Below are 26,453 nucleotides of genomic sequence, written 5' to 3' on the forward strand. Positions count from 1 at the left end.
TCCTTTGCAGGAGTACCTGTCATGACTCGAACGACCAGTCAGCTCAATGAACTCATCGAGATAACCCGTGACGGCCAGCGCTTTTACCAGCACGCCATCCAGGAAGTGAAGGATGCCCGTCTGCAGCGGCTGTTCCAATCCATGGCCCAGGCCAAGACCGACGTGATCAACGCCCTGGCCGGCAAGGTCGCCGCCAACCACGACGACCCTGCTACCGGCGGCACGCTGCTGGGCAAGCTGCGTCAGGTCTATGCCGACACCCGCGCGACCCTGGCCAGTGACGAAGGCGCCACCTATGTCGCCCAGCTGGAGGAAACCGAGGACCGCATCCTCCACGCCTTCGAGGACGCCCTGGAGAAAGGCACGCCGGAAACCCAGGCGCTGCTGCGCGCTGAACTGCCCAAGGTACGGGCTTGCCACGACCAGATGAGCCAGCTGAAGCACTCGCTTAAGTGATGCGGTTCACACGAGCGCAGGGAGGCGCTCCGGCCTCGGGATTGCAAATCGCACGACCCATCCCGGCCCATCGTGCAGGATGCGACAGAAAGGCACCTTGGTACCATATTCAAATTATTGATTTAAAAGGAAAAAATAAGATTCAACAGACTGGCATGCGGCGTGCAATTCCTACTGCAAGACAGTCAACAGAACCACCCGCGACGACGAGAACCGGAAAGGCCAAGGAAACCGCCACAAGGTTCGACAGACAGATCGGCGACGGGCAGGAGAAACGGGATGAACAGCGGAACCAACAGCCAAGTGCAAGTCGCGCGTATCGATGTGTGGAGCCGGATCTTCTTCGCCGGTGCCCTCCTGCTGTTGCTGATCAACCAGGTGCAGCTGCAGATGCAGGTTTCCCAGTCCCAGGCCGCCAGCGCATCGGTCGCCTACGTTCCAGCTGTTTCCAACACCCCTGATTTGTACCGCGAAGCCTCGCGTTATCCACAGGCAGCCCCCGCCCGCAACCAGGCCCAGGTGCTGCAACCGCCGCAGGCGCAAACCCAGGCTCAGGTCCAGCCGATGGTTCGCCCGCAGGGCGGCTGGGTGTTCTGAGCCCATGCTTCTGAATCAACGGCTTTCTGAATCGCCGGCAGGCCCACTGGCTTGCCCGACAGGTCCGCAGTGCCCGGAAGCGCCCGGGCGGACACCCCTTCCGGAGACTGCCTTGCGATGACTCCGGAGCAGGTACCCGAAGCGGTGCCGTACCGACAACGAGAAGAGGAGAGACCCCATGCTTAGCTGGGCACTGACATTCCTGATCATCGCCATCATCGCCGCGGTCCTGGGCTTCGGTGGCATCGCCGGCGCCGCGACCAGCATCGCCAAGATCCTGTTCGTGATCTTCCTGGTGCTGTTCATCGTGTCCTTCGTCATGGGCCGTCGCCGGGGCTGACGCCGCGGACCGGTGGAAGTTGAACAAGGAGCGTAGCGATGAGTTTTACCCGCAATCTGCTGCTGACGGCTGTACTGCTCGGCGCCGGGGCCCAGGCCCTGGCCGCCGAGGCGGACAAGGACGCGCAGTACCGCCTGAACGAGCTGGTGGCCAGTGACCCGCAGTACCGCGACACCTGGCAATCGGTGGTCAAGGACGAGAGCCGGCTGCCCGACTGGGTGATGAACCTCAGTGGCACCGCGACGCCGATGCAGGCGGTGGACGAGCAGGGCGACAAGTACCTGGTCGGCGAGTTGTGCGAAGCGCACAACTGCTCCGCCCATCGGCTGTACGTGGCTTTTACCTGGGACAAGGACAAGGCCTACGCGCTTTACGTGAAGGTTCCGGAGAACCTTCCGGCGGACAAGTCGCCGAGCAAGCACGCCAGTTTCCGCTGGCTGGGTGAGCCGGACGATTCGGTGAAACGGATCCTCGACGACCAGCTCAAGAGTGATCCGAACTGGTACTGACCCTACCAGCAGAGAGTTTCCGAGATACGCGTACCCAGAAGGCGTACGCACGGCCAGGGGGCCGGGATGTTCGGGATGCGTCAGGTCCTGAATGACCCAGGGGTACAGGGGGTACCTCCGCATCAAGCGGGCCGGGCCAGGCAAAGCCTCCGGAACCGACGCGGGATTCTCGCGCCGGCTCCGGAGCGCTTCATTTCATGCGGCGGCTTTCATGCAGAAGCGGGCATGCAGCAGCGGATCATGGCTTGAAGTTGGCCGCGTCGCGCGCCCAGCCATCGAGTACCGGTTTCAGGTCCGTCAGATTCAGGTGAGTGCTGGTGTTCTCCAGTGTCTTGCCCGCGCCCTTGCGCACTACCTTGGCGACCGGTTTGCTGGTCGCGCCATCCAGAGCCTCGAATTCCACGTAGACCTCGGTGTCCTGGTCGCGGGTGCCAATCGCCGTGGTCGTCGCGGCCACCACCAGGGCAATCGGGATCACCTCATAGGCTTTCAGGCCTTCGGTGGAGATGTTCACCCCGGTGATCGCGGTGCGCAGCACCAGGGTGTCGCGATCAGCCTGCTGGACGATGCGGTAACGGCTGCCCAGTTGCAGCTCGACCTGCTTCTTCAGGTAATCGGGGATTTCGTTGAGGGTCTTCTGGTCGATGTTCTCGTTCGGCTTGGGCGGCGGGTAGTAGACCGGCCGCTCGACCAGTACCGAGCTGTAGTTCTGCAGCTTCAGGTCCGGGTCGACCCAGCGCAGCACCGGCTGTCCGCTGGGGGAAGTGGCGGGCTTGAGTTGCGAGTAGTCGCCGAGGAAGCCCGAGTACTGCGAGGCGTCCGGTTTCTGGCTGGAGCAGCCGGCCAGCGCCAGGGCGCCAGTGAAAAGCAGGGTGGGTACTACGTAGCGTCGCGTCATAGAGCGTCCTTATTCAGAGTGTCACCGCGTTGTGCTTTCACCACACATTCAACAACCCGTTGCTACCCGGCTGTCGCGGTCATGGCGGCAGGGTATCCGCACGCTCGCTCGAAGCCGGTTGAACTTCACTGATGTCAGTCAATTCGGAGTGCTGTGGAAACGTCTTACAATCACTCGCCGATTCCCGTCGGTCGATTTACCTGACCTGTCGGGAACCAGCCACCGCCACAATGAAGAGCGGAATCCGGCGACTTATCCACAGGAGCGCCCGCATTCCCGCCAGCCTTGCAGTCGAAGGGCCCTTTGCTCGCCCTCGGCCATCCCTGACGGTCTCCGGACGGCGACCGTACATCCGGTAACAAGAAGCCGCGACCCGAACGTCCCGATCTTCCTGACCGATCAATCCGGGCCATTGATGGCCGATTTGCTCCAAGCCTAGACGGCTTTGAACAGCGCTGCGTGACAGGCGTTGAGGAACCTGTGTCATGCAGAAAATCAAGGGTCTCACGACCTGGAACCAAGGTTTCAGATGCCTTTTCCTATGCCGATTGTGCATGGGGTAGGCGTTTCCGGCATTAGACGGGAAAAGGGCGGGTCGGAATCATGCGCCCCTTTTTTCGCTGGCCGTCGGCATCCCGATGGCTCGGCGACCCCGACTTCCACAAGAATCAAGGGTGACTCACTATGGGCAAAGCCAAGCTCAGCCTCGCCTGGCAGATCCTCATCGGCCTGGTACTCGGAATCGCACTGGGCGCCGCGCTCAACCACTTCAGCGCGGAAAAGGCCTGGTGGATCAGCAATATCCTCCAGCCGGCGGGCGACATCTTCATCCGCCTGATCAAGATGATCGTCGTACCGATCGTGATTTCCTCGCTCATCGTCGGCATCGCCGGCATGGGTGATGCGAAGAAACTCGGCCGCATCGGCCTGAAGACCATCATCTATTTCGAAATCATCACCACGGTCGCCATCGTCGTCGGCCTGCTGCTGGCGAACATCTTCCAGCCCGGCGCCGGCATCGACATGAGCACCCTGGGCACTGTGGATATCTCCCAGTACGCGCAGACCGCCAAGGAAGTCGAACACCACCACGCGTTCATCGAGACCATCCTCAACCTGATCCCGTCGAACATCTTCGCGGCCATGGCCCGTGGCGAGATGCTGCCGATCATCTTCTTCTCGGTGATGTTCGGCCTGGGCCTGTCCTCGCTGCCGGCACCGACCCGCGAGCCGCTGGTGAAGATGTTCCAGGGCGTGGCCGAGGCCATGTTCCGCGTCACCCACATGATCATGCGCTACGCCCCCATCGGCGTGTTCGCGCTGATCGCGGTGACGGTCGCCAACTTCGGCTTCGCCTCACTGCTGCCGCTGGCCAAGCTGGTGGTCCTGGTGTACTTCGCCATCGCCTTCTTCGCCTTCATGGTGCTGGGCCTGGCCGCACGCCTGTTCGGCTTCTCGATCATCAAGCTGATGCGCATCTTCAAGGACGAGCTGGTCCTGGCCTACTCCACCGCCAGCTCCGAGACCGTGCTGCCGCGCATCATCGAGAAGATGGAAGCCTACGGCGCACCCAAGGCGGTGAGCAGCTTCGTGGTCCCCACCGGCTACTCGTTCAACCTCGATGGCTCGACCCTGTACCAGAGCATCGCGGCGATCTTCATCGCCCAGCTCTACGGCATCGACCTGTCCATCGGCCAGCAGCTGATGCTGGTGCTGACCCTGATGGTCACCTCCAAGGGCATCGCCGGCGTGCCGGGCGTTTCCTTCGTGGTGCTGCTGGCGACCCTGGGTAGCGTGGGCATTCCGCTGGAAGGCCTGGCCTTCATCGCCGGCGTCGACCGTATCATGGACATGGCGCGCACCGCGCTGAATGTGATCGGCAACGCCCTCGCGGTCCTGGTGATCTCCAAGTGGGAAGGCGTGTACGACGCACAGAAAGGCGCCCGCTACTGGGAAGCCATGCGCAACGGCCGTGTCGAACAATTCCTTGAAGGGGAAGGTTCCGACAGCAAAGAAAGCCCGGCCATGCATTGACCTGCAAGGGTTAGCCACAAGGCCCCGGTTTCGTCCGGGGCCTTGTCGTTTCTGGCGTAGGACTGGCCCGTGCCGCTATCATCGCGGCCATTCCAAGGGGGACATCGCATGCTCAACGGCCTGTGGCTGGGCTTTTTCATCGTCGCGGCGGTCACCGCGCTTTCCCGCTGGCTGCTGGGTGGCGAGGCCACCGTGTTCGCCGCCATGGTGGAAAGCCTGTTCGCCATGGCCAAGCTGTCGGTAGAGGTCATGGTGCTGCTGTTCGGCACCCTGACGCTGTGGCTGGGCTTCCTGCGCATCGCCGAGAAGGCCGGGTTGGTGGAGAAGCTCGCGGTGCTGCTCGGCCCGCTGTTCCGTCGCCTGATGCCCGAAGTGCCCGCTGGCCACCCGGTCATCGGCCTGATCACCTTGAACTTCGCCGCCAACGGCCTGGGCCTGGACAACGCCGCTACGCCCATCGGCCTGAAGGCGATGAAGGCGCTGCAGGAGCTCAACCCCGGCAGCACCACCGCGAGCAACGCGCAGATTCTCTTCCTGGTGCTCAACGCCTCGTCGCTGACCCTGCTGCCAGTGACCATCTTCATGTACCGCGCCCAGCAAGGCGCGGTGGACCCGACCCTGGTATTCCTGCCGATCCTGCTGGCGACCAGCGCCTCCACGCTGGTCGGCCTGCTCAGCGTGGCGGTGATGCAGCGCCTGCGCCTGTGGGACCCGGTAGTGCTGGCGTACCTGATTCCCGGCGCGCTGGCGCTGGGTGCCTTCATGGCACTGCTGGCGGGACTGTCCTCCGCCGCGCTGGCGCAGCTGTCCTCGTTGCTGGGCAACCTGACGCTGTTCGGCATCATCATGCTGTTCCTCGTCGTCGGCTGGCTGAAGAAGGTGCCGGTGTACGAAACCTTCGTCGACGGTGCGAAGGAAGGCTTCGACGTCGCCAAGAGCCTGCTGCCCTACCTGGTCGCAATGCTTTGCGCAGTCGGCGTGCTGCGCGCCTCTGGTGCCCTGGAGATGGCGCTGGACGGCATCCGCTGGGTGGTGGAAGGCGTCGGCTGGGACACCCGCTTTGTCGATGCGTTGCCCACCGCCCTGGTCAAGCCATTCTCCGGCAGCGCCGCGCGGGCGATGCTGCTGGAGACCATGCAATCCCATGGCGTGGACAGCTTCCCGGCCCTGGTAGCGGCTACCGTTCAGGGCAGTACCGAGACCACCTTCTACGTGCTCGCCGTGTACTTCGGCGCGGTCGGCATCCAGCGTGCCCGCCATGCCGTGGGCTGCGCGCTGCTGGCGGACCTGGCCGGCGTACTGGCGTCCATCGGCGTCTGCTACTGGTTCTTCGCCTGAAGCGCGTGAGCGGCCTTGCGCACCGACTGGGCCTGGAACAGCAGCCACTCGCGCTGGATCACGCTATAGGGCACGAACACGCTCAGGCGTGACATACCGGCCAGCTCCGGGCGGTTCGCCGGCGGCCGGAAGCCTGCCTGGAAGCCGATGTTGATCCCCAGCACGCTGCCGTCGCTGCCGATCAGCGGCCCGCCGGACATGCCCTTGGCGATGGCCGCGTCGTGCACGCCGTAGCGTTCGCCGCTGGCCGAACCGTCATCGACAAAGGGCACCGGCCAGATCTTGCCCATGCTGCTCATCGGAATCAGCAAAGAACTGCTGCCCAGCGCCGTGACCACCTCGCCAGCGCGGAACTGGCGCCATTGCGGCAGCGCACCGTCAGCCTTGTGCGCGATGAACAGCAGGTCGCAGCCGGTACTGCAGCGATAGGCCTGGTTGCGCAGGAACGGCGTATGAGCGGCGGTCACGGCGTAATCGGCATTCCATTGCACCGCCGAGGCGACGATGAAGCCCGGAATCGGTGGTCCGGAGAGGACGGTGAAGTAGCGCTCCGTCAGGCGGCCATCGGTTTCCGGCGAGACCCAGCCGTTGCAGCCGGCCAGGGAACACAGCAACAAAATTCCCCATAGATTCTTCATGTGAAAGCTCTCCCTTTTTTGTGGGAAAGCTAACTTCTAATTAGGGAAATTTCTTATATAAAAATAAGATTCTTACTTGCGATATTTCATTGGGAATTATCTTGAATAATGAAAGTTTCCTACAGTTAATTGTGTAGGAAGTTAAATATGTAAAGGGTCAAGTGACTTATCTATTGATTTGAATATATTTAGAAGAATGAGAGCTCTATCGCTAAACACAGTCTTCCGACGAGCGGTCACGAAGCTTTCGCCAATCTTTCAATTCCAGTAAATATGGGCCTTTCAGCCATTTTCTGATTGTCGAGCCGAGGCTTTTACACATAGGGTTACAAATCAATCGCCCATCCAGTGCCTGCCTGCCGCGGATGGGGATCATCGATTTCCCTGCCGGGAAGTCCCCCGTGTAACAGCCCTGAGTGATGTTCTTATGGCCTCGAACAACTCCAAAGCCAAAGCCGTCTTCCGTGTGGTGAGTGGCAACTTCCTCGAGATGTATGACTTCATGGTGTATGGCTTCTATGCCACCGCCATTGCCAAGACCTTCTTCCCCGGCGATGACCCCTTCGCCTCCCTGATGCTGTCGCTGGCGACCTTCGGCGCCGGTTTCCTGATGCGCCCGCTCGGCGCCATCTTCCTTGGCGCCTATATCGACCGCCACGGCCGCCGCCAGGGGCTGATCATCACGCTGGGCCTGATGGCCATGGGCACCCTGCTGATCGCCTTCGTCCCGGGCTACGCCACGCTCGGTGTGGCAGCGCCGCTGCTGGTGCTGTTCGGCCGGCTGCTGCAGGGCTTCTCCGCTGGCGTGGAGCTGGGCGGCGTGTCGGTGTACCTGGCGGAAATCGCCACCCCCGGCAAGCGTGGCTTCTTCGTCAGCTGGCAGTCGGCGAGCCAACAGGTTGCGGTGGTCTTCGCCGGCCTGCTGGGGGTGATCCTCAACCACTGGCTGAGCCCGCAGGACATGGGCGAATGGGGCTGGCGCGTGCCCTTCTTCGTCGGCTGCCTGATCGTCCCGGCGCTGTTCATCATCCGCCGCTCGCTGGAGGAAACCCCCGAGTTCCAGCAGCGCAAGCATCGTCCGACCCTGAGCCAGGTGCTGCGCTCCATCGGCCAGAACTTCGGCCTGGTGCTGGCCGGCACCGCCATGGTGGTGATGACCACGGTGTCCTTCTACCTGATCACCGCCTACACCCCGACCTTCGGCAAGAACGAACTGCACCTGTCGGACTTCGACAGCCTGCTGGTGACCATGTGCGTGGGTCTGTCCAACTTCATCTGGTTGCCGCTGATGGGCGCGGTATCCGACCGTATCGGGCGCAAGCCGCTGCTGCTGACCGCCACCGTGCTGGCGCTGGTCACCGCCTACCCGATGCTGTCCTGGCTGGTGGCCGAGCCGAGCTTCGCGCGCCTGCTGGAAGTGGAGCTGTGGCTGTCCTTCCTCTATGGCAGCTACAACGGCGCGATGGTCGTCGCGCTCACCGAGATCATGCCGGCGGACGTGCGCACTACCGGCTTCTCCCTGGCCTACAGCCTGGCGACCGCGACCTTCGGCGGTTTCACCCCCGCGGTCTGCACCTGGCTTATCCACACCCTGGACAACAAGGCCGCGCCTGGCATCTGGCTCAGCGGTGCAGCGGCCCTGGGCCTGCTCGCCACCCTGGTGCTGTTCCGCAAGGGCGCCCGCGTGCGCCCCGGGGCCCTGGCCGCCAGCGCCTGAGTTCAGCTGCGACGTTCTGCCCCAGTACGGTTCCGGGCGGCATTGACCCAGGTCAGGCCCGCCCGGCATCCGTGGGAGAAGGATAGGGTCATCCCAATCCCTCTTCGCCAGCGGAGAACGCGTCATGATGACCCACACCACCGCCGAGCTCGCAGCCCTCGGGGCTGTTGGCGCCGATCACTGGATAGAAACCCTCGACGACGGCAGCCATGTGCTGATCCGCCCGTTGCGCGCGGAAGATCGCGAGCGCGAACGCCTGTTCCTCGAGCGCCTGTCCCCGATGACCCGCAAGTTCCGCTTCCATGGCGAAGTGAAGATCGACGACAAGCTGCTCGATCGCCTCATGGATGTCGACTACCAGACCACCATGGCCTTCATCGCCCTGACCCATGTGGATGGCGAACTGCGCGAAGTCGGCATCAGCCGTTACGCGGCTGTGGATAACCAGCAGTGCGAATGCGCGGTGACCGTCGCCGACGAGTTCAAGCAACTGGGCCTCGGTCTTGCGCTGATGCGCCACCTGATCGACGTGGCCAAGCGCAACGGTTTCCACCAGATGTACTCGATCGACTCGTCCATGGACCGCGACATGCGTGACATGGCGCGCGAGCTGGGCTTCCGCGCCCAGGTCGACCCGGATGATTCCTGCCAGGTCATCCGCCGCCTCGCACTCTGAAGCCTGAAGGCGTTCCGACGGGGTTTCAGCCCCGTCGGCGCCACAGCGCCAGCCCCACCAGTACTGCCAGCAACACCGCGCCCAGCGCCGCCAGCGGATAGACCATGTCGTCATCCAGCAGCGGCTTCTCGATGCGCAGATAACCCTCATCCTTGAACAACTGCTTCGCCACGTCGTTGGCGTGAGCCAGGCTGACCTTCGCCAGGCGCTTGTCCTCGTCCGGGAACTTGCCGTCGTCGAAGTCCGCCAGCGCGCCCCAGTAGTAATCCGCCAGTGTCGAATTGCCCGGCGTGCTCCAGGCCAGTTGCGCCCGCGCCACGCGCTGGATGCGGGCAAAGCGCTGAGGGTCGAGGCCGTCGTGGCGGATCTTTTCCACCAGCTCCCTCAGGGCCTTTTGCGCGACCTCCTGCTCATCCCGCTCGACATTCGCGTTGAGGCTCATGAAGCCCTGGTTGGCCCAGGCGGTGCGTTCGCTCCAGGGGCCGTACGACAGCTCGCGGCGTACGCGCAGCTCGGTGTAGAGCGCATCGTTCAGGTAGGCCTGCAGCAGGTCCAGCGTGGCGCCGTCGGCATCCTCGGGCTCGGGGAATATCCAGTGCAGGACTGCACTCTCGCCGAACAACCCGGTGGTCAGGCTGCGCTGGCGCTCGGCGGCTTTCTTCATTTGCGGCAGGTCGCGGTGCTCCGGCGTGTCGTGATCGACGAGAGCGCCATAGGTGCGGCCCAGGTAGACCGGCAAACGCGGGTCGAGGTCGCCGACGATGATCAGGGTCATGTTGCCGGGGACGTACCAGTCCTTGCGCAGCTGCTCCAGCTGGGCCTGGGTGAGGTTATCCACAGGCGCGCGCTCATCGCAGGACAGCCCCAGCTCCACGGCCAGTTGTTCCTGGCCGGCGCGGCTGACGTTCTGGTGATCCAGCCAGCGCTGCAGGTGCGAATAGTGGCCGCCATCCTCGCGCACCAGCACCTGCTTGGCGGAGTCGATCTTGCGCTGGTCGAGCTGGGTGCGGGTGATGATTTCCAGCAGCAGGTCCAGCACCTGGCGCTGGGTGGCCGCGGGGGATTCGACGACGAAGGCGGTGTCGCCCTCGCTGGTGTAGGCGTTCCACTGACCGCCCAGGGCCTGCATGCGCGCTTCGAGGTCGGCCTCGTCGCCGCCGTCCAGGCCACTGAAGAACAGGTGCTCCATCAGGTGCGGAAGCTGGCGGTCGCGGCAACTGAAATCGCTGAAGCCGACACCGACGATCAGGCGGATCGACACGTGGCCCTTCTCGCGGGTGGGCTTGAACAGCACGCCCATGCCGTTCGCCAACTGGTAGGCCTCGACCGTCTGTCGCTGGTCCGCATGGGACCAGGCGCTGAGCAGCAGGGACAACAGGGGGACGAACAACCAACGCATGAGCGGTGTGCCTGAACGCAAAGCCGTGAGGATAGCGGATTGACCGGCGCGAACCCACCGCGTTCAACCTTTGTCGGGTGGCATCTTCGGTCATGGGCACTGGCTTGCATGGTCACTGTCGCTGCCGGACCACGACACTACGCTCAGATCATCTAACCTCACTGATGGACCCGTTGTTCGTTCCGCGCGGAGCGATCTGGAGGCTACATGCGTGTCCTGGTTACCGGCGCCGCGGGAATTCTCGGGCAGAGCCTGCTCAATGAGCTTGCTGTTCAGCATCTGGACTGGACGCTCATTGCCGCCGATATGCAGCGGATCAAGTCCCAGGGCCTGCGGCCGAACATCGAGCCGGTAGCGCTGGACCTCAGCGTGGCCGCCAACACGCGGGCCTGCGTGGAACACTGGAAGCCCGACGCGATCGTGCATTTGGCCGCGGTCGTGAATCCGCCGCGGGAGATGACGCCGCAGAAGCGCCATGCCATCGAGGTCGGCGGCACCCGCGCGCTGATCGAAGCGGCGCGGGACACCGGCGTCCAGCAGCTGATTGTGACCAGTTCCGGCGCCGCCTATGGCTTCCACCGCGACAACGCCGAATGGATCGACGAATCGCATCCACTTCGCGGCCATCCCCACCTGCTCCACGCCCGCTGCAAGCAGGAGATCGAGCAACTGCTGGCCAACGCGCGGGAGCGTTATCCACAGCTCAAGCAACTCATCCTGCGCCCTGGCACCATCCTTGGTCGGCGTGTGCATAACCCATTGGCCGAGCTGTTCGCCCGTCCCACTCTGGTGGGAGTGCTCGGGCATCGCAGCCGCTTCGTGTTCATCTGGGACCAGGACGTGGTGAACGTGATCCGCCAGGGGCTGGAACGCGGCAGCGAGGGCATCTACAACCTCGCCGGTGACGGCGCATTGTCCATGCGCGAGATCGCCGGCCTGCTCAACAAACCCTACCGGCCAATGCCGGCAAGCCTGATGCGCGTAGGGTTGGGGCTGCTCAAGCCGCTGGGGCTGTCGCGCTTCGGGCCCGAGCAGGTGGACTACCTGCGCTACCGGCCGGTGCTGGACAACCGACGGCTGAAAGAAGAGTTCGGTTACGAACCGCGCTACTCCAGCCGCGAGGCGTTCCTGGCCTATCTGGCCGCGCGGGGCCCGAACGGCTGATTCGCGGTTCTGTGGAAAACCTGTAGACAAGTCTGTTGAAAAACCTGTGAGCCGATCTCCGGGATCGGCCCCTGGCAGCTCTCGTCAGCTCTCCGACTGGCGCCGCCGCTGGCGATACTCGCCCGGCGTCAGCCCAGTCCAGTGGCGGAAGGCGCGGAAGAACACGCTGGGCTCGGAATAACCGAGCAGGGCGGCGATATCCGTGGCCGGCAGGTTGCCTTCCCCCAGGTAGCGCTCCGCCAATTGCCGCCGGGTATCGGCCAGCAGCTGTTGATAACTGCTGCCTTCCTCCGCCAGCCGGCGTTGCAGCGTGCGTTCGCTCAGGCCCAGTTCGCTGGCGACGGCAGCACGGCCGGGTTCGCCGCGGGTCAGTTGCTCGCCGAGCAGGGCGACTACCCGGCCACTGACACTGGCGCTGGGCAGGCGGGCGAGCAGGCCCTCCGCGTGCTGGCGCAACAGATCACGCAGCGGCGGGTTGGCCTGCGGCAGCGGAGTATCGATGAGCGCCCGGGGCAGGCCCAGGGCATAGTCCGGTGCGTCGAATTGCAGAGGGCAGTCGAAGGCCTTTTCGTAGTCCGCGAGGCTTTCCGGCTGGCTGTGGATGAAACGGCAGCCGGCCAGTTGCAGGCCGCTGAGCAGGGCGCGCAACTGCCGTGACCAGAACCCCAGCAGCGCCAGCGCGCGGGCGCGGGTGGCTGGCGGTTCCGGGTTCAGCGGGCGGTAGCTCACCCAGATGATCTCGGCCTGGGCCTCGATGGATACCTGGCCGCCTTCGCCCACCAGGCGCTGGTAGCGCATGGCCGACTCGAGGGCGTCACCCATCGTGGTGCTCGACTGCAGCAGGTAGCCCAGCGCGCTGAAGGATGCCGGTGACAGCGCACGGCCCATGGCCAGGCCGGGCTCGTCATGCTTCAGGTCGGTCTGGATCACCTGCCACATGCGCTCCTGCAACGCGAAGTCGATGCGCGCGTCCGGGTCGCTGAGCTGGGATTCTTGAATGCCGCTGGCGGCGAGCAGGGCGTCGCGGTTCAGACCGAGACGCACAGCCGCCAGTAGGATGGCCTGGGTCAGGCTGGCGCTGACCGAGGGAGGGCGTTGGGATTGAGTGCATGCTTCCATGGCGGCGGATTCTGCCCGAACCCTGGGCATCGTGATATCAGGACTTTGTAGGGGCTGGCGAAGGTTCCGACGGAACGTTCGCACAGGCCCCCTGGCCATCAACCCGTCGCGCTGGAGCCGGGGGGAGCCGGCCGCTGGTGATCCTGTACCGCTTCGACTTCGCGTTCGACGAAGTCTTCGTCTTCCACAGGTTCGCCGATTGCCGAACTGCTGGCATCGGGGTTGTCCAGCACAGCATAGGCGATGGCGCAGAACAGCGAGTTCAAGCGTTTCATGTCGCTGATCAGATCAAGGTGCAGCGAGCTGGTCTCGATGCTCTGCACCACCTGCTGGCGCAGGCGGTCGACGTGGGAGTGGGCGAAGCGTCGTTCCTGCAGGCGGAAGCGCTGCTTGGCGCGGCGCAGGCGCTTGGCGCCTTCCTGGTCGCCATTGAGGAACACCGAGAGCGACAGGCGCAGGTTGGCCACCAGTTGGCCGTGCAGCACGGTGATCTCCTCCAGGCCGTTGTCGGAGAAGGAGCGGCTGCGCGAAGTCTTCTTGTCCTGCACGGCGCCGAGCATGTGCTCGATGATGTCGCCGGCCTGCTCCAGGTTGATCGCCAGTTCGATGATCTCCGCCCAGCGGCGGCTGTCGGCTTCGCTCAGGTCCTCGCGGGGCATGCGTGCCAGGTACAGCTTGATCGCGGTGTAGAGCGCGTCGACATCGTCGTCCTGCTTGCGGATTTCCTTGCCCAGCAGCGGATCGCCGCTGTGGATAACCTGCATCAGGTTGTTCAGCATCTGCTCGACGATATCGCCCATGCGCAGGGTTTCGCGCACCGCGTTGACCAGCGCCAGGCTCGGCGTATCCAGCGCCGCCGGATCAAGGTGGCGCGGGCGGACGGTGTCTTCCGGGGAATGGCGGTCGGGCATGATGCGCGTGCAGAAAGCCGCCATCTGCCCGGTCAGCGGCAGGCAGGCGAGGCAGCGGGTGGCGTTGTAGAGCACATGGAAGGCGATCACCAGTTCGGCGGTGCTGAACTGCCAGTGGTCGATCCACTCGGCCAGCGGACCCACCAGCGGCAGCACCAGGGCGCAGCCGGCGACCTTGAACAGCAGGCTGCCCAGCGCCACGCGGCGACCGGCGGCGTTCTGCGAGGAAGCACTGATCATCGCCAGGATGCCGCTGCCCAGGTTGGCGCCGACCACCAGGCACAGCGCCACCTTCAGCGAGATCACCTTGGACGCCGCCAATGTTGCCGTGAGCAGGACGGCGGCCAGGCTGGAGTAGGAAATCATCGCGAACAGCGCGCCGGTCAGGGCGTCCAGCATCACGTCGCCGGTGAGGCTGGAGAACAGCACCTTCACGCCCTTGGCCTGGGTCATGGGCTCGGCGGCGGCGACGATCAGCTGCAACGCGAGGATGATCAACCCCAGGCCGATGAACACCCGGCCCAGCTGGCCGAGGCGCGTCTGCTTGCGGCCGAGGAAGAAGATCACTCCGAAGAAGATCAGCAGCGGCGACAGCCAGGACAGGTCCAGGGTCAGCACCCGCGCCATCAGTGCCGTGCCGACGTCGGCGCCGAGCATGATCGCCAGCGCCGGCGCCAGGGCCATCAACCCGGTGGCGACGAAGGAGGTGGCCAGCAGCGCCGTGGCGTTGCTGCTCTGCACCAGGGCGGTGACGCCGATGCCGGCGGCGAAGGCCAGCGGGCGCTTCTCCACGCTGCGGCTGAGGATTTTTCGCAGGTTACTGCCGTAGACCCTGAGGATGCCGGTGCGGACGATATGTGTGCCCCACACCAACAGGGCGACGGCAGAGAGCAGATCGAGCAGTTTGAGCATGTCGGGCCCCCTCGCACTCAAGCGGGCCCGTGGGCGGTGCGTCCGTCAACGGACCCTGTAACGACCTCGCCCGCGGCTCCGTACAGACAGCGCGGAGGGCCGAGAAGGACACGGCAACGCTCAGGCGATTGTCACAAGACTGTCATGGTAGACCCCCGTTCTTCCTTGAGGGTTCGCCAAATCTCTGATTTGCCGGCAATCCTGTCTGTCAGTAAAGCCGATCAAAAGCGGATGCGAGCGCCTTTGCATCGGTTATTTCGCACGGAATGGCGAGCGGTAATGTCTAGACTGCCTGTCCACTTGCTGAAAGAAACACACCAAGGGTCGAGGAGTAGTCCCATGCGTTGGTCGTTCCCCCTCCTGATTGCGCTGGCGGTTACCGGTTGTGGCGACAAGTCGGCGTTGCCATTCACCGCCGGTACCGGGCCGCAACCGCAGCTGCCGGAACCGCAGAGCAGCCTGCTGCCTACCGTCAACATCGCCAATGCCACCGGCTGGCCTGCCGACCAGAAGCCGCGAGCGGCCGAAGGCCTGGAAGTGCAGCGCTTCGCCGACAAGCTCGAACACCCGCGCTGGCTTTACGTGCTGCCCAACGGCGACGTGCTGGTGGCGGAAAGCTCGGCGCCGCCCAGGGAAGAGTCCGGCGGACTGAAGGACTGGGTCGCCGGCAAGGTGATGGAGAAGGCCGGCGCCAACGTACCTAGCGCCAACCGCATCACCCTGCTGCGCGATGCCGATGGCGACGGCGTGCCGGAGCAGCGCAGCGTGCTGCTCGAGGGTTTGTTCTCGCCCTTCGGCATGGCCCTTGTGGATAACTGGCTGTACGTCGCCAATGCCGACGCGGTGGTGCGTTTCCCCTACAAGACCGGCGAGACGACGATCAGCGCCAAGGCCGAGAAGGTCGTCGACCTGCCGGGCGGGCCGATCAACCACCACTGGACCAAGAACATCCTCGCCAGCCCTGACGGCCATTACCTCTACGCCACCGTCGGCTCCAACAGCAACGTCGGCGAGAACGGCCTGGATACGGAGAAGAACCGCGCGGCGATCCTGCAGATCGACCTGTCCAACCGCAACGTGCGGGTGTTCGCCTCCGGCCTGCGCAACCCCAACGGGCTGGATTGGGAGCCCAACAGCGGCGCCCTGTGGACAGCCGTCAACGAACGCGACGAACTGGGCAACGATCTGGTGCCCGACTACATGACCTCGGTGAAGGACGGCGGCTTCTACGGCTGGCCCTGGAGTTATTACGGCCAGCATGTGGATAAACGCGTTGAGCCGCCGCGCCCGGACAGGGTGGCGGAGGCGCTGGTGCCGGATTACGCCCTCGGCGCGCACACCGCTTCCCTCGGCCTTGCCTTCTATCAGGGCAGTCTGCTGCCGGAGCGCTATCGTGGCGGGGTATTTATCGGCCAGCACGGCTCGTGGAACCGCAAGCCGCGCAGCGGCTACCAGGTGGTGTTCATCCCCTTCGGCGGCGGCAAGCCCAACGGCCAGCCGGTGACGGTGCTGGACGGCTTCATCAACGACAACGACGAAGCCATGGGCCGGCCGGTCGGCGTCGCTGTGGATAAGTTCGGCGGCCTGCTGGTGGCCGACGATGTGGGTAACACCGTCTGGCGCCTGCGCCCGGCGACCCTGAAGTGAATCGACAAGGAGAAAGCATGGCGATTGCCCGGCGTATTGCCCTGATGACCTTGCTGCTGGCGCTGGGCGCCTGCAGCAGCCTGTTCGGCACGCGCGACCCGCTGAACATCGATCTGGTCGGCCTGGAGCCGGCCACCGGGCAGGGCATGGAAGCGCGCTTCACGGTCAAGCTGCGGGTGCAGAACCCCAATGACCAGGCCATCGACTACAACGGCATCGCCCTGGACCTGTCGGTGAACGGCCAGCCGCTGGCCAGCGGGGTGAGCGACGCCAGCGGGCAGGTGCCGCGCTTCGGCGAAACAGTGATCAGCGTGCCGGTGAGCATCTCGGCCTTTTCCGCCTTCCGCCAGGCCTGGGGCCTGTCCGGCGGGCCGCCGCGCCAGGGCATGCCCTACGAGATCAACGGCAAGCTGGCGGGTGGCCTGTTCGGCACGGTGCGCTTCAACGACAAGGGCGTGCTGAACTGGCCGGAGCCGGTCGCACGCCCTTGACGTCGAGCTGCTGTGGATAAGCCGGGCTGTGGATAGCCCGGCTTTTTATTGCCCGGCTGTTATTCACCGCCGGTGGATAACACTTGTGAATTACTGCCCCGGAATGTCCTTGCGCAGTTTCACCGGGTCTTCCTTCTTGCCGCGCGCGGTGCGCATGCGGATGTTCAGCGCTTCCACCGCCAGCGAGAAGGCCATGGCGAAGTAGACATAGCCCTTGGGCACGTGGACTTCGAAGGCTTCGGCGATCAGCACGGTGCCGACCACGATGAGGAACGACAGCGCCAGCATCTTCAGCGACGGGTGCTTGTCGATGAAGTCGCTGATGGCGCCGGCCGCCAGCATCATCACCAGCACCGCGACAACGATCGCCGCGACCATCACCGGCACGTTGGAGACCATGCCCACGGCGGTGATCACCGAGTCCAGCGAGAACACGATGTCGATGATGGCGATCTGGATGATGGTGCCGATGAAGCCGCCCATCACGCTCTTGGGTTCGCCCTCGGTTTCGTCCTCGCCTTCCAGGCCGTGGAAGATCTCGCTGCTGCTTTTCCACAGGAGGAACAGGCCGCCGAAGAACAGGATCAGGTCGCGCCCGGAGATGCCCTGGCCGAACACTTCGAACAGGTCCGCGGTGAGGCGCATGACCCAGGTGATCGAGAGCAGCAGCAGGATGCGCGTGACCATCGCCAGCGCCAGCCCGAAGAAGCGCGTGCGCGGCTGCATGTGCTTGGGCATGCGGCCGACCAGGATGGAAATCATGATGATGTTGTCGATGCCCAGGACGATTTCCAGGGCAGTCAGGGTGAAGAACGCAATCCAGATTTCAGGGCTGGTCAGCCATTCCATTTGAGCGGTACTCGAAGTCAGTCGTTAAAGAGAGGAAAAAGGCCCAGCAGCAGGGCCGCGGCGAGGATCGCCAGGCACACCAGCACGGCCCACTTGAGGGTGAAGCGCTGGTGGTCGCCGAAGTCCACCTTGGCCAGCCCCACCAGCAGGTAGGTCGAGGGCACCAGCGGGCTGAGCAGGTGTACCGGCTGGCCGACAATGGAGGCGCGGGCCATTTCCACCGGGGTGATGCCGTACTGCGCGGCGGCCTGGGAGAGTACCGGGAGCACGCCGTAGTAGAAAGCGTCATTCGACATGAAGAAGGTGAACGGCATGCTCACCAGCGCCGTGATGGTCGCCAGGTACGGCCCCAGCGCCGGCGGGATCACCGCCAGCAGGCTTTTCGACATGGCTTCGACCATCCCCGTTCCGGAAAGAATCCCGGTGAAGACCCCGGCGGCGAAGATCAGCGAGACCACCGCGAGGACGTTCTCGGCATGGGCGCCGATGCGCTTTTTCTGCTCCATGATGCAGGGATAATTCACGATCATCGCGATACCGAAGGCGATCATGAAGAGAACCGGCATCGGCAGCAGGCCGGCGATCAGGGTGCCCATCAGGACCACCGTGAGCACCGCGTTGAACCACAGCAGCTTAGGCCGGCGCGCTTCGGGGAACTGCGAGACGCTGACCTCGGCCATGGCGTCGTGGTCGGTCGGCAGGTGCAGCTCGCCCAGGCGGGCACGCTCACGTTTGCCGTAGACCCAGGCCAGGCCGAAGATCGCCGCGATGCCGGCAAGCATGGCCGGGATCATCGGCACGAAGATGTCTGCCGGGTCCACGTGCAGTGCGCTGGCCGCGCGGGCGGTCGGGCCGCCCCAGGGGGTCATGTTCAGCACGCCGCTGGAGAGCATGATCAGGCAGGCCATCAGCAGCGGGCTCATGCCCAGCCGGCTGTACAGCGGCAGCACGGCCGCCACGCAGATCATGTAGGTGGTCGAGCCGTCGCCATCCAGCGAGACGATCATCGCCAGCGCGGCGGTGCCCATCGATACCTTCAGCGGGTCGCCCTTGACCAGCCTGAGGATGCGCCGCACCGCCGGGTCGAACAGTCCGGAGTCGATCATGATGGCGAAGTAGAGGATGGCGAACATCAGCATCACACCGGTCGGCGCCAGGGTGCGGATGCCGTCCAGCATCATCGGCCCCAGGCCCTTGGCGAAGCCGCCGAGCAGGGCGAAGGCGATCGGGACCAGGATCAGCGCGATCAGCGCCGACAGACGCTTGGTCATGATCAGGAACATGAAGGTCGCCACCATGGCGAAGGCAAGGAAAGTCAGCATGGGGATAACTCCGGGTCGGCGCGGGGGATTCAGCAGCGGCTGTGGATAAGCACGCGCGGTGCGGACGGAGTCGGGGCGGGTAGGGACAGGAAGCGGGGCATGGGCAATCACCGATTGTTGTTTTTGTACGCTGCGCGAACGCAGGTCCGGCCGGGAGGACCGAGGCGGCGATGCTAGGGGGTCAAGCTTTCAGCAGGCTTTCGCGGACGATGACCGCTGATCGGAGCGATTTCTGTCGGAGCGGGCCCTGCCCGCGATAGCCTGGCAGCGAATCTTCCCCGTGCTGATTCAACGGCGCTGGAAAGCTTTGGCCGGCGGCTGCCAATCCATCAGCTCGTTCTCCCGCGCCTCGGCGTTGGCCTTGAGCCAGGCGCTCATGCTTTCGCCAATCGCCTTGCCGTAGAGCCTGTGGGAGTAGATCACCCCCGTGCCCACGCCGTTCTCCAGCCGGAGGCGGGTGAATACCGCTTCGATGAAGCTCGGTTGCGGGAACACGGCGGCAATGAAATAGACCGCGGGCTGACTGCCCCGGGCGGGGCTGGCGTCGACCTTGAGAATCATCGCGCCCTGCTGCTTGTAGTTGTCCAGCACAGCGTTGGCCACGGCCGCCATCTGCTCGGCATTCGTGGCCGCCGTGTAGCGGTGCAGGGTGAGCATGTCCTGCCATTTCGCCAGGTCCGTCTGGCCTTGCGGTGTGAACTCGTGCTGATCCTCCCGCGACCAGCGATGGAAATAGTCAGTGCCGGCGAAGGTGAAGTCCTTCGCCGCATCCGTCGCCCAGCACAGAGGAGCGACCAGAGCCAGCAGAGTCAGCCAGTTGCGCACGGAGTTGCCTCGTTACGAGAGAGAAGCCGAGATCAGCTCAGCCCGATCACGCCAGGATCGCCTGCAGCCATTGTGGATCACTGTATTGGCGATAGGCAGCGTCAGCGGATCAGCCGAGTGACTGGATCAGTCCCATCACCACCAGCAGACTCGCGCCGGCCAGCAATGTCTGCAGGGTAATGATCCCGGCCATCAGTCCGCTCTCGCCACCCAGTTGGCGGGTCAGCACATAGGCGGTCGGGGCTGTGGGCAAGGCGAAGAACAGCACCAGCAGCGCGCTTTCCAGCGGCGGCAGGGCCAGCAGTCGGGCGATGGCGAAGGCCAGCAGCGGCATGGCCAGCAGGCGGATCGCGCAGTTCCAGCCCAGCGCCGAGACTTCCGCGCGCAGTTCCTGCGGCTGCAGCGCGGCGCCGACGCAGAGCAGGCCCAGCGGCAGGCTGGCCACGGCGAGCAGGTTGAACAGCCGGTCGGTGCCGCCAGGCAGGCCGATACCCGTGACATTGAGCAGAGCGCCGGCCACGCAGGCGAGGATCAGCGGGTTCTTCACGATCGGTAGCAGCAGCGAGCGCAGGCTGATGCCGCGCTCGGCGGTCAGCGCCCACACCGACATCACGTTCACCGTCGGCACCATCAGCGCCAGCATCAGCGCGGCCAGGGTCAGCCCCGGCTTGCCGTACAGGCTGCCGACAGCGGCAAGTCCCAGGTAGGTGTTGAAGCGCAAAACGCCCTGGGCTATGGCGCCGAAACGTGCGGCGTTCCAGCCGCGCAGGCGCTTGACGACCAGCAGGGCGACCCAGGCGATGCCCAGGCCCAGCACCACCGCCAGCGCCTGGCGGGCGAGGCCGGGGTCGTTCAGCGGTGCACTGGCCAGGCTGCTGGCGAGCAGCGCGGGGAACAGGATGAAGTAGTTGAGCCGCTCCGCTGCCGGCCAGAAGGCGTCGCCGGGGAAACCTTTGCGGCGCAGCACGAAGCCGCCGACGATCAGCGCGAACAACGGCCAGAGGGCCTGGAACAGAGCGGTCACGGCAACCCCGCGATGGTGGTGGGAGCGGGCATCTTGCCGAGGGCGTGCGGGAAAGGGCAAGGCGTGTGGATAAGTTTCTCACCTTGCCCAGAGCGGTTTTCCACAGTCATCAGCGCTGTGGAAAACCTTGTCCACAGACTCAGCGGCGGAAGCCGCCTCCACCGAAATGGCCCCCGCCGAAATGCCCGCCACCGAAGCCGCCACCGCCCCACTGCCGCTGGGTCTGGTTGAAGCGCTGCTGGCCGATCTGCCGCGACTGGTATTGCTGGTCCAGCTGGCTGCGGACGTTGGCCTGGCTCTGCTGCACCGGTTGCCAGCCGTTGCTGGTGTGCTGCTGCCAGCCGCTGTCGGTGTGCTGGTAGACGTTGCCGTCGTGGCCGGCGTAGACGTCGCCGTTCTTCCAGGCCACGGCGTTGCCAGTGCGCCGGTTGTAGCTGATGCCCTGGTTCTGCTTGTCGTAGCTGCCGCGTCCGTCGTCCACGTCGCCGGAGACGCCCCGCTCGGCGATGGTGGTGCGGCCGGTCTGGGCGTTGTGCTGGATGCCCTGCTGGCCGGCCTTGAAGTCACCGCTGTCGGCGTCGTAGGCCACGCCGCTGCGGCCCGCGCCGGACATGCCGGTGGAAGCATTGGAGTAAGCCCCGCGCCGCCCGGCCGCGCCCTCGTCGGTGTAGGGATTGAAGGCCGAACCCTGGGCGCCCTGGAAGTGCGTCCCGGTGCGCGGGTTGTAGCCCACCGCCGAGCTGCCCTGCCACTGGGTGCCGGTCCAGCCGTTGTAGCCATAGGCGTGGGTGACCGTGCCCTGGCCCCAGCGGCCGTAGAAGTTCGCCTGGTTCACGTTGGCGTAGCTCCAGCCGCCGTGCGGATAGGGGCCCCAGTACGGGCCCCAGTAGGGTTCCGGAGAGCCCCAGTAGGCGCCCGCCGCGTAACCGAAGGCGAAGCCGGTCAGCGCGCCCACGGCAAAGCCTGCGCCGTAGCCGTAGGTCGGCGGATAGCCGTAGTAGACGGTCTGGCTGACGTAGGCCGGGTAGGTGTAGCCGGTGCCGTAGACCACCGTGCCGTCGCTGTTCACCACCACGCCCAGGTAGCCGGGGGAGTAGCCCACCACCACGGTCTGCGGGGTGACCGAGTAGATGTGCACGTAGGTCACGTAGTACACCGGCGAGCTGGGCGGGATGCCGTAGATCGCCGCCGGCACCTCGGTTGCCACCTGCCAGGGCCCGGTGGGGCTGGGGGCAACGAACCAGACGCCGTTGGTGACGGCGAAGAACTGGTTGGCGGCGACCTCGATCACCGGTGTCGGCGTGTTCACCGCGTACTGCAGACTTGTCCCGCTGATGGGCTGGAAGCTGGGCGCGCCGTCGTAGCTGACCTTCATGGTCGCCTTGCTGCGTGAGACGGAGGCAGTCTGCGGAATGCTCGCAGCGATGGCCGCTTCCTTCGCCTGCGGGGTGCCGGGCACCGATACCAGTACGTTGGCCTTCGGGTCCCTGGGCGAGATTTTCGCGAAGTCGGCGGGCAGGTCCTTGCCCTCGACGAACTGCCACGGACCCTGCTCGCCGGGGCCGCTGAACCAGCGGCCGGAGAGCAGCACGTACCAGGTGTTATGGGTCGGATCGACGAACACCGCGTGGTCGGCATTCTTCATCGTCAGCAGGCTGACGCCGTCCACTGGCTGCATCTGTGCGGTGCCGTCGCTGACGATCAGCTCGGTGGGGCGGGTCGCCACCAGGATCGCCGGCGCCTTGCCCGGCACCTTGCCGTCCTTGGGCAGCAGGGCGTCCACCGGGCCCGCTTTCTCCGCCACCTGCTGCGCATTGAGCAGCGCCTTGGGTGGCTGGCTCAGTACCAGCCAGCTGCCATCCAGTGCCTGGGCCGTGTACCAGTTGCCGGCGGCATTGAGGTAGTGGTTGCCCTGGGCGTCGCGCAGGACCAGCACGCGGCTGTTGAGTACGCGCTGGAAGTCGCTGCTCGGCAGTGCCTGCCAGTTCGGCTGGCCATCGATCATCACCAGCACCGTCGGGGTCGCGGCGAAGACGATCTGCGGCGCGTCGTTCTTCACCTGCACATGGCGCAGCTGGTCGAGCTGCTGGTTCACCGCGTAGCTGGCCTGCAGCTCATCGAGGGAGACGGTCAGGCCGTCCCTGGGCAGGCGCGCCACCAGCGCGTCGCGCACCTTGCCGGCGCTGTCCGGGGCGGTGGGTACTTCCACCTTGTCGATGCGCAGGTCGGTGAGCTGCACCAGCCCCGTGGCCTTGTCGATGGCGGCGGCCGCGGAGAACTGCGCCACGCCGTAGGTCGGTGCGCCGTTGGCGGGGCCGATGGCGATGGCCGCGCGGCCACTCATGCGGGTGCCGTCCCAGCCCTCGATCTGCGGCTGGAAGATCTGCACGTGCTGCTCGCCCAGGGCGAAATCCCGCGGCCATTTCAGCTCGGTGACGGCGGGGGCCTGGGGATCGGCGGCGACGGAAAGAGCGGGGTGCAGCGACAGCCCGATGGCGAGCGCCAGGGCCGACAGAACGGGACGTAAAGCCATGTTGGAAACCTTCCTTGAGGAGAGCTGCGTTCAACCTTAGTGCAGCGCGAAACAACCCGCGCGTGTCCGAGTTCTCCCCTGCGCCATGCTGGTGCAATTTCGCCGGCAAGGCAGCTTTTTCTTATGGCGCAACGACATATTTAATAATTTTCCGAGCCTCCCGCTTCGGCGACCATCGGTCTGTCAGACATGTCGCGAGACAAAGCCTTCAGACGCTGAGCCATAGAGCTCGATGCCGCGCATGTCCCGGTTTTACCGGCCTTCTGGCCACTGCCGCAGTAAATCAACAAAAAAGCCAAACGGCTGTGGGAGTGCTTCATGATCAAGTCCTTGTTCGTGCGTTCCATCGCGTGTTCCGCCCTGGCTCTCGCCGCCGTTTCTGGCGCGCAGGCCGGCACCCTGTCCATCGGCCACACCACCTGGGTCGGCTACGGCACCCTGTACCTCGCCCGCGACCTGGGCTACTTCAAGGAACAGGGACTGGACCTGCAGCTGACCACCATCGAGGAAGCCTCGATGTACATGGCGGCCCAGGCTTCCGGCCAACTGTCCGGCTCCGCCTCCACCATCGACGAAATCCTCAAGTACCGGCCCAAGTTCTGCTTCAAGGCCGTGGCCGCACTGGACGACAGCCATGGCGGCGACGGCGTGCTGGTGGGCAAGGACGTCACCTCGCTGGCCCAGCTCAAGGGCCAGGAGGTGGCGGTCAACGAAGGCTCCGTCTCGCAATTCTGGCTGGCCTACCTGCTCAAGCACGCCGGCATGAACATGAGCGACATCAAGGTGCAGAACATGACCGCCGATGACGCGGCCAGCGCCTTCATCGCCGGTCGCGTGCCCGCCGCCGTGACCTGGGAGCCGCATCTCTCGCTGGTGCGCGAGAAGCAGCAGGGCAAGGTGCTGGTGGACAGCTCCACCACTCCCGGCGTGATCGTCGATGTGGTCGCCCTCAACTGCGACGTCATCGAGAAGCAGCCCGAGGACGTGAAGGCCCTGGTGAAAGGCCTGTACAAGGCCGTGCAATACACCAAGGAGCACCCGGACGAGGCCTACGCGATCATGGCCAAGGGCGTCGGCGGCTACCTCTCCGATCCCAAGGCCCTGGCCGATGCCGCCAAGGGCGTGCGCTTCTACGACAAGGCGATGAGCGAGCAGCTCATTGGCACCCCCGGCAAGCCCGGTGACATCAAGGGCTTGATCCGTCTCGCCAACGAGACCTGGAGCGGCCTGCAGGGCAAGCGCCTGGAAGTCAGCTACGACGACCTGGTCGACCCGCGTTTCGTCTCCGAGTAACCGTCTCACTTTTTGTCCCCGCGGGCGGCCTGGTGCCGCTCGCCTGGAGGAATCCGCGATGCCTCGTCGTTCGCAATCCTGGCTCAGCCGTTGCCTGACGCCCAAGGTCGACCTGCCGTTGAAGCTGGTCTGGTCCGCCGGCACGCTGTGCTGGCTGCTCGTGTTCGGCCTGTGGGCCGGGCTTTCCTACGGTGGCGTGGTGCCGGCGATGTTCCTGCCGACCCCGGACGCGGTACTCGCGGCCGGCGTGCGCCTGGCCAGCGACGGCACCCTTGCCACCCACGTGATGGCCAGCGTCAAGGTGGTGATGATCGGCTTCATCATCTCCTCGCTGGTGGCGGTGCCGCTGGGGCTGCTGATGGGCAGCTTCCGCATCGTCCAGGCCTTCCTCGAACCGCTGGTGAACTTCATCCGCTACCTGCCGGTGACCTCCTTCGTACCGCTGTTCATCCTGTGGATCGGCATCGGCCTGGAGCAGCGCGTCACCGTGATCATCTTCGGCGTGTTCTTCCAGCAGCTGGTGATGATCGCCGACGTCTCCCGCGGCGTCGCCAAGGACCTGGTGAACGCCTCCTACACCCTGGGCTGCAACCGCCGCGACGTGGTCCTCCATGTGCTCGGCCCGGCCTCGCTGCCCGGCGTGCTCGACACCCTGCGCGTGACCATGGGCTGGGCCTGGACCTACCTGGTGGTCGCCGAACTGGTCGCCGCCTCCAGCGGCCTGGGCTACATCAGCCTCAAGGCCATGCGCGGCTTCCAGGTCGACGTGATCTTCCTGGCAATTGCCATCATCGGCCTGCTGGGCCTGATCACCGACCAACTCTTCCGATTCATCCGACTGAAGGTGGCGTCATGGGCGCAGTAGCGATCAAGCAGGAAGAACAGGCCGTGACCGGTCAGCAACCTGCCAACCCGGCCCGCCTGCGGGTGGAGAACGTCAGCCTGCGCTACCGCACGCCGGACGGCGGCACCTTCAGCGCGCTGGAAAACGTCTCCTTCGAGGTGCCGGACCAGCAGTTCGCGGTGATCGTCGGGCCATCGGGCTGCGGCAAATCGAGCCTGCTCTACCTCACCGCTGGCCTGTCCGAGCCCACCGAGGGCGATATCTACGTCGGCGGCCAACTGGTCGACGGCCCCGGCGCCGACCGCGGCATGGTGTTCCAGAGCTACACCCTGTTCCCCTGGCTCACCGTGCGCCAGAACGTCGAGTTCGGCCTCAAGCGCCGCGGCATGCCGGCGGCCGAGCGCCGCGAGATCGTCGACTACTACCTCGACGAAGTCGGCCTGCGCCGCTTCGAGAACAACTACCCCAAGCAGCTTTCCGGCGGAATGATGCAGCGCGTGGCGATTGCCCGCGCGCTGGCCAACGACCCGCAGATCCTGCTGATGGACGAGCCCTTCGGCGCGCTCGACAGCCAGACCCGCATGCAGATGCAGCAACTGCTGCTGCGTGTGTGGGACCACAGCAAGAAGACCGTGGTGTTCGTCACCCATGACATCGACGAGGCCATCCTGCTGGGCGACCGCGTCTACGTCATGGGCGCCCGCCCCGGCCGCATCAAGCAGATCCTCGACGTGCCCATCGAGCGACCGCGCTCGCTGGACATGGTCATGGACCGCCAGTTCATCGAGATGAAGCGCGAAATCCTCGGGCTGCTGCACGACGACCTGGAAGAAGCGCACTGACCTGCCGCCGGCTGGCGCCTCCTGCAGGGCGCCGGCCGATGCGGTGATCCGCTGCAGCACCGTTCGGCCCCCTCT

The 26,453-nt window shown here is 65.0% G+C and carries 25 protein-coding genes; 14 read left to right on the forward strand and 11 right to left on the reverse strand.

From position 1 onward, the window contains the following. Nucleotides 1-21 precede the first annotated feature (21 nt). From IB255_RS14075 to IB255_RS14090, 4 genes are all read left to right on the forward strand, one after another. The gene (locus tag IB255_RS14075; RefSeq protein ID WP_081518999.1) at nt 22-456 is read left to right on the forward strand and encodes a ferritin-like domain-containing protein; all 435 of its coding nucleotides are present in this window, start codon (nt 22-24) and stop codon (nt 454-456) included. Between the two features lie 279 nt (nt 457-735). After that, nucleotides 736-1,053: a hypothetical protein gene (locus tag IB255_RS14080; protein WP_081519000.1), complete on the forward strand. Its 318-nt coding sequence runs from the start codon at nt 736-738 to the stop codon at nt 1,051-1,053. 178 nt (nt 1,054-1,231) lie between these two features. After that, nucleotides 1,232-1,393 carry a DUF1328 domain-containing protein gene (locus IB255_RS14085; RefSeq protein WP_081519001.1) on the forward strand — a complete coding sequence of 54 codons (162 nt, stop codon included), beginning with the start codon at nt 1,232-1,234 and terminating at the stop codon, nt 1,391-1,393. A 38-nt stretch (nt 1,394-1,431) separates the two neighbouring features. Next, the gene (locus IB255_RS14090; protein ID WP_081519002.1) at nt 1,432-1,902 is read left to right on the forward strand and encodes an inhibitor of vertebrate lysozyme family protein; all 471 of its coding nucleotides are present in this window, start codon (nt 1,432-1,434) and stop codon (nt 1,900-1,902) included. A gap of 238 nt (nt 1,903-2,140) precedes the next feature. Here IB255_RS14090 and IB255_RS14095 read toward each other — a convergent pair whose 3' ends face one another. Next, nucleotides 2,141-2,800 (reverse strand): DUF3313 domain-containing protein, encoded by a 660-nt coding sequence (locus IB255_RS14095; RefSeq protein WP_081519003.1) that lies wholly within the window; start codon nt 2,798-2,800, stop codon nt 2,141-2,143. 684 nt (nt 2,801-3,484) lie between these two features. On the opposite strand from IB255_RS14095, the gene gltP reads away from it, so the two are divergent. Together gltP and IB255_RS14105 are read left to right on the forward strand one after the other, a co-directional pair. Continuing rightward, a complete protein-coding gene (gene gltP, locus IB255_RS14100) occupies nt 3,485-4,834 on the forward strand; it encodes a glutamate/aspartate:proton symporter GltP (protein ID WP_081519004.1) in 1,350 nt (449 codons plus the stop codon). A gap of 108 nt (nt 4,835-4,942) precedes the next feature. Beyond that, entirely contained in the window at nt 4,943-6,172 is a 1,230-nt protein-coding gene (locus tag IB255_RS14105) for a nucleoside recognition domain-containing protein (RefSeq protein ID WP_081519005.1), read from the forward strand. On the opposite strand, the gene IB255_RS14110 is transcribed toward IB255_RS14105, so the two are convergent. Next, on the reverse strand, nt 6,154-6,810 hold the full coding sequence (locus IB255_RS14110; RefSeq protein WP_192210495.1) for a S1C family serine protease: 657 nt from the start codon (nt 6,808-6,810) through the stop codon (nt 6,154-6,156). The genes IB255_RS14105 and IB255_RS14110 overlap by 19 nt on opposite strands. A gap of 427 nt (nt 6,811-7,237) precedes the next feature. Between IB255_RS14110 and IB255_RS14115 the strand changes: the two genes are divergently transcribed. Together IB255_RS14115 and IB255_RS14120 are read left to right on the forward strand one after the other, a co-directional pair. Then, nucleotides 7,238-8,527 (forward strand): MFS transporter, encoded by a 1,290-nt coding sequence (locus IB255_RS14115; protein ID WP_081519007.1) that lies wholly within the window; start codon nt 7,238-7,240, stop codon nt 8,525-8,527. A gap of 124 nt (nt 8,528-8,651) precedes the next feature. Continuing rightward, nucleotides 8,652-9,203 carry a GNAT family N-acetyltransferase gene (locus tag IB255_RS14120; RefSeq protein ID WP_081519008.1) on the forward strand — a complete coding sequence of 184 codons (552 nt, stop codon included), beginning with the start codon at nt 8,652-8,654 and terminating at the stop codon, nt 9,201-9,203. Between the two features lie 25 nt (nt 9,204-9,228). Here IB255_RS14120 and IB255_RS14125 read toward each other — a convergent pair whose 3' ends face one another. Further along, nucleotides 9,229-10,602 carry a M16 family metallopeptidase gene (locus IB255_RS14125; RefSeq protein WP_081519009.1) on the reverse strand — a complete coding sequence of 458 codons (1,374 nt, stop codon included), beginning with the start codon at nt 10,600-10,602 and terminating at the stop codon, nt 9,229-9,231. A 207-nt stretch (nt 10,603-10,809) separates the two neighbouring features. On the opposite strand from IB255_RS14125, the gene IB255_RS14130 reads away from it, so the two are divergent. Continuing rightward, nucleotides 10,810-11,766: an NAD-dependent epimerase/dehydratase family protein gene (locus IB255_RS14130; protein WP_081519010.1), complete on the forward strand. Its 957-nt coding sequence runs from the start codon at nt 10,810-10,812 to the stop codon at nt 11,764-11,766. 84 nt (nt 11,767-11,850) lie between these two features. Here the strand turns inward: IB255_RS14130 and IB255_RS14135 are convergent, their stop codons facing one another. Next, on the reverse strand, nt 11,851-12,885 hold the full coding sequence (locus tag IB255_RS14135; RefSeq protein WP_081519011.1) for an AraC family transcriptional regulator: 1,035 nt from the start codon (nt 12,883-12,885) through the stop codon (nt 11,851-11,853). Nucleotides 12,886-12,983: 98 nt separating this feature from the next. Then, nucleotides 12,984-14,708, reverse strand: coding sequence for a Na/Pi cotransporter family protein (locus tag IB255_RS14140; RefSeq protein ID WP_081519012.1), 1,725 nt, complete (start codon nt 14,706-14,708; stop codon nt 12,984-12,986). A gap of 339 nt (nt 14,709-15,047) precedes the next feature. On the opposite strand from IB255_RS14140, the gene IB255_RS14145 reads away from it, so the two are divergent. Together IB255_RS14145 and IB255_RS14150 are read left to right on the forward strand one after the other, a co-directional pair. Beyond that, nucleotides 15,048-16,355, forward strand: a complete 1,308-nt coding sequence (locus IB255_RS14145) for a PQQ-dependent sugar dehydrogenase (RefSeq protein WP_192210496.1) — start codon at nt 15,048-15,050, stop codon at nt 16,353-16,355. 17 nt (nt 16,356-16,372) lie between these two features. Further along, nucleotides 16,373-16,846 (forward strand): LEA type 2 family protein, encoded by a 474-nt coding sequence (locus tag IB255_RS14150; RefSeq protein WP_081519014.1) that lies wholly within the window; start codon nt 16,373-16,375, stop codon nt 16,844-16,846. A 90-nt stretch (nt 16,847-16,936) separates the two neighbouring features. On the opposite strand, the gene IB255_RS14155 is transcribed toward IB255_RS14150, so the two are convergent. The 6 genes from IB255_RS14155 to IB255_RS14180 all read right to left on the reverse strand — a co-directional run bounded on the left by IB255_RS14155 (nt 16,937) and on the right by IB255_RS14180 (nt 23,719). Continuing rightward, nucleotides 16,937-17,695: a TerC family protein gene (locus IB255_RS14155; RefSeq protein ID WP_081519015.1), complete on the reverse strand. Its 759-nt coding sequence runs from the start codon at nt 17,693-17,695 to the stop codon at nt 16,937-16,939. A 17-nt stretch (nt 17,696-17,712) separates the two neighbouring features. Then, a complete protein-coding gene (locus IB255_RS14160; RefSeq protein ID WP_081519016.1) occupies nt 17,713-19,017 on the reverse strand; it encodes a CitMHS family transporter in 1,305 nt (434 codons plus the stop codon). Nucleotides 19,018-19,305: 288 nt separating this feature from the next. Further along, the gene (locus tag IB255_RS14165; RefSeq protein ID WP_218035500.1) at nt 19,306-19,842 is read right to left on the reverse strand and encodes a hypothetical protein; all 537 of its coding nucleotides are present in this window, start codon (nt 19,840-19,842) and stop codon (nt 19,306-19,308) included. Nucleotides 19,843-19,951: 109 nt separating this feature from the next. Continuing rightward, a complete protein-coding gene (locus IB255_RS14170; protein WP_192210497.1) occupies nt 19,952-20,926 on the reverse strand; it encodes an AEC family transporter in 975 nt (324 codons plus the stop codon). Between the two features lie 79 nt (nt 20,927-21,005). Then, the gene (locus IB255_RS14175) at nt 21,006-23,399 is read right to left on the reverse strand and encodes a carbohydrate-binding family V/XII (RefSeq protein ID WP_192210498.1); all 2,394 of its coding nucleotides are present in this window, start codon (nt 23,397-23,399) and stop codon (nt 21,006-21,008) included. Between the two features lie 140 nt (nt 23,400-23,539). Next, nucleotides 23,540-23,719, reverse strand: a complete 180-nt coding sequence (locus IB255_RS14180; protein WP_139791602.1) for a hypothetical protein — start codon at nt 23,717-23,719, stop codon at nt 23,540-23,542. Between IB255_RS14180 and IB255_RS14185 the strand changes: the two genes are divergently transcribed. From IB255_RS14185 to IB255_RS14195, 3 genes are read left to right on the forward strand one after another with little or no spacing between them, the layout of a single operon-like run. Further along, entirely contained in the window at nt 23,718-24,692 is a 975-nt protein-coding gene (locus tag IB255_RS14185) for an ABC transporter substrate-binding protein (RefSeq protein WP_081519019.1), read from the forward strand. The genes IB255_RS14180 and IB255_RS14185 overlap by 2 nt on opposite strands. Nucleotides 24,693-24,750: 58 nt before the next feature. Then, nucleotides 24,751-25,557 carry an ABC transporter permease gene (locus IB255_RS14190; RefSeq protein WP_024764976.1) on the forward strand — a complete coding sequence of 269 codons (807 nt, stop codon included), beginning with the start codon at nt 24,751-24,753 and terminating at the stop codon, nt 25,555-25,557. After that, nucleotides 25,545-26,378, forward strand: a complete 834-nt coding sequence (locus IB255_RS14195) for an ABC transporter ATP-binding protein (RefSeq protein ID WP_081519020.1) — start codon at nt 25,545-25,547, stop codon at nt 26,376-26,378. The genes IB255_RS14190 and IB255_RS14195 overlap by 13 nt, the downstream gene beginning before the upstream one ends. Nucleotides 26,379-26,453 lie beyond the last annotated feature (75 nt).

The organism is Pseudomonas sp. PDM22 (genome assembly GCF_014851965.1).
Taxonomy (GTDB): Bacteria; Pseudomonadota; Gammaproteobacteria; order Pseudomonadales; family Pseudomonadaceae; genus Pseudomonas.